Annotated in this window: 2 protein-coding genes; one reads left to right on the forward strand and one right to left on the reverse strand. The window is 78.4% G+C overall.

Going from position 1 to position 1,553, the window contains the following annotated elements; all coding sequences use genetic code 11:
* The first annotated feature begins 289 nt into the window (after positions 1-289).
* On the forward strand, positions 290-994 hold the full coding sequence (locus ACFW1A_RS40410) for an alpha/beta fold hydrolase (protein ID WP_380418715.1): 705 nt from the start codon (positions 290-292) through the stop codon (positions 992-994).
* A gap of 42 nt (positions 995-1,036) precedes the next feature.
* On the opposite strand, the gene ACFW1A_RS40415 is transcribed toward ACFW1A_RS40410, so the two are convergent.
* Positions 1,037-1,399 (reverse strand): cupredoxin domain-containing protein, encoded by a 363-nt coding sequence (locus tag ACFW1A_RS40415; RefSeq protein WP_380418718.1) that lies wholly within the window; start codon positions 1,397-1,399, stop codon positions 1,037-1,039.
* Positions 1,400-1,553 lie beyond the last annotated feature (154 nt).

Here is a 1,553-nt window from a genome sequence, read left to right on the forward strand (position 1 = left end):
CCTCGACACACCGTGACCCCGCACCCCGGGCCGGGGTGCCCCCGACGGCCGCGGCAGGGCCGCGGAACCGGCGGCCGATCCAGCCGCCCCCGGCCGACCACACGACCGCCACCGCCGTCCGGGACCGCGGCAGCCGGCACGGTGCGGGCTCGCCGTCCCCCGTCCCGGCGTCGTACCCCTCGTTCCCACCGAACCCCGTGCGGAGCAATCCGCTGCCGGGTGCGCTCCGAAGGGCGCAGTGAGGCGGAACGGACGGCCCCGGGTACCGGGGCAGGGTGAGGGAGGCTCGATGGCGGTGGATGCGGCCGCGTGGCGGACGGCGGCCGGGCCGGTCCCGTCCCGCTCGCGAACCGGGCCGCTCCGGGTGCGGCAACTCCCCGAGCAGCCCGCCGCCGCCGTGCTGCTCCTGCACGGCGGCCGGGCGGACAGCCTCCGCCCGGTCCCCCGGCTCAGCCTGCCCGCGCTGCGGATGCGCCCCTTCGGCACGGCGGTTCGGCGGCGGCCGTGGGGCGACCGGGTGCTGCTCGCCACGGTCCGCTACCGGTACCGGGGGTGGAACGGCCACCGGGCCCACCCGGTGCGCGACGCGGCCGAGGCGCTGCGGGAGTTGTCGGTCCTCGTCCCCGGCGTGCCCGTGGTCCTGATCGGGCACTCGATGGGCGGGCGCGCAGCCCTGGCCGCCGCCGGACACGACAGTGTGCGCGGCGTCGTGGCCCTGGCACCCTGGTGTCCGCCGGGCGAGCCGGTCGCCCAGCTGCGCGGCAAGGCCGCCGTCTTCCTCCACGACCGGGCCGACCGCGTCACCTCGGCCGAGCAGACCTGGGCCTTCGCCCGTCGGGCGGCCGCAGCCGGGGCCGACGTCCGGCAGGTCCCGATGGCCCGCGGCGGCCACGCCATGCTCCACGGGGCCCGTCACTGGCACGAGGTGGCCGCCGACTGCGCCGCGGCGATGCTGGCCCTGCCGTCCGTCCCGCCCGTGCCCGGGCACGGCTGAGGGCCCGTCAGCGGGCCTGCCGGGCAACGGTCGCGGCGCGACTCAGCCGACGGTCAGGGTGCCGGCCATGAACGGGTGGATGGTGCACAGGTACGGGTAACGGCCCGGCTCGGCCGGTGCGGTGACGGTTGCGGACCTGCCGGGCTCAAGAGTCCCGGTATCGAAGGACTTGTCCTGCGCGGTCAGGGTGTGCGCGGTGGTGTCCTCGTTGACGACGGTGACCGTCTCCCCCGGGTGCACGGTGGCGGTGTCGGGGCTGAATCTGAAGTCCTTGATGGTGATGCGCACCGCACCGGCGGTCCCGCCGGTGGCCGCCGGGGTGCCGGGCGACCCGCCGGAGCAGGCGGTGACGGCCAGGGCGAGCAGGCCCGCGGCGAGGAGCGGGCGGAGTCGGGCGGTGGCCATGGCAGCGGGCTCCGTCTCGTGAGTGGTGGGGGGCCCGGGGCGGGGGGGGGGGGACCCCCCGTCCGAGCCCACCGACGCCACGGCGGACGGCGCGGTGGAGACCGGGGGAGCCGGTGCGGCGTCGGCGGCCGCCGGCGGTGCCACGGTGCTCGGC

Source organism: Kitasatospora sp. NPDC058965, assembly GCF_042741245.1.
Classification (GTDB): domain Bacteria; phylum Actinomycetota; class Actinomycetes; order Streptomycetales; family Streptomycetaceae; genus Kitasatospora.